This window comes from Streptomyces sp. NPDC054840, from assembly GCF_053611065.1.
Map to the genome: position 1 here is coordinate 1 of NZ_JBSGZP010001173.1, position 1,016 is coordinate 1,016.

A 1,016-nucleotide genomic window follows, 5' to 3' on the forward strand; every position below is an offset into this window, starting at 1 on the left:
GCGCTCCTCCGGGCGCGGGGCGAGGATCGCGGCCGCCGTGTGCGCCCTGACGGGGGCCGCGAACGTGTCCCTGGGCGCGCTGGACGGCCGGACGGCGACCTTCGTGGTCTGGGGCCTGCTGGGCGCGGGCTGCGCGGCGGGAGCGGCGTACGGGGCCGCCTCGCGACCGGTGCGGTCCGGGGCGGCCGTGTGCGCGGTCGGGTACCTCACCGGTGTCCTGGTGGCGGCGGGAGCGGTGTCGGACCTGGCGGTGGTCTGGTGGTCGCTGCCGGTGCTGGCGGTCCCGGCGCTGGCGGCGGCGCTCGGGCCGCGGCTGGGCGGGGTCCGGCTGCCCGTCGAGATCGCGGCGGCCGTGGCGGGCGTACTGGCGCTGGGCCTGTCGGCCGGACGGGCCGGCACGCTGGCGCTGGTCCTGGCGCTGGCCGGGGTGGTCTGCGCGGGCGCCGCGGTGCGGCCGGAGCGGCGGGTGCTGGGCTGGGCGGCGGGGGCGCTGCTCGCGGCGGCGACCTGGGTACGGCTGGCCGAGGCCGGGGTGAGCGCGCCGGAGGCCTACACGCTGCCGGTGACGGTGCCCGCCCTCGTGGTGGGGCTGCTGCGGCGGCGCCGGGACCCGCAGGCCTCGTCCTGGACGGCGTACGGCCCGGGCCTGGCGGCGACGCTGGTGCCGAGCCTGCTGGCGGCCTGGGGGGACCCGGGCTGGATGCGCCCGCTGCTGCTGGGGGCGGCCGCGCTGATGGTGACCCTGCTGGGCGCGCAGCGGCGGCTCCAGGCTCCGCTCCTGCTCGGCGGTGCCGTGCTGGCGGCGGTGGCGGTGCACGAGCTGGCCCCGTACGTGGTGCAGGTCGCGGGTGCGCTCCCGCGCTGGGTGCCGCCGGCCCTGGCGGGCCTGCTGCTGCTGGCGGTGGGGGCGACGTACGAGCGGCGGCTGCGCGACGCCCGCCGGCTGCGGGCCGCGATCGGCCGACTGCGGTAGGCGGAAACGCCAGAGGCCCGGAGACGGTGAAAGTCTCCGGGCC

At 80.4% G+C, this 1,016-nt stretch carries 1 protein-coding gene; it reads left to right on the forward strand.

Annotated features, from left to right (window positions below; all coding sequences use genetic code 11):
* Positions 1–973: SCO7613 C-terminal domain-containing membrane protein (locus ACWGIU_RS38445; protein ID WP_453712800.1), on the forward strand; the 973-nt coding region annotated here is incomplete at its 5' end.
* Positions 974–1,016: the final 43 nt, after the last annotated feature.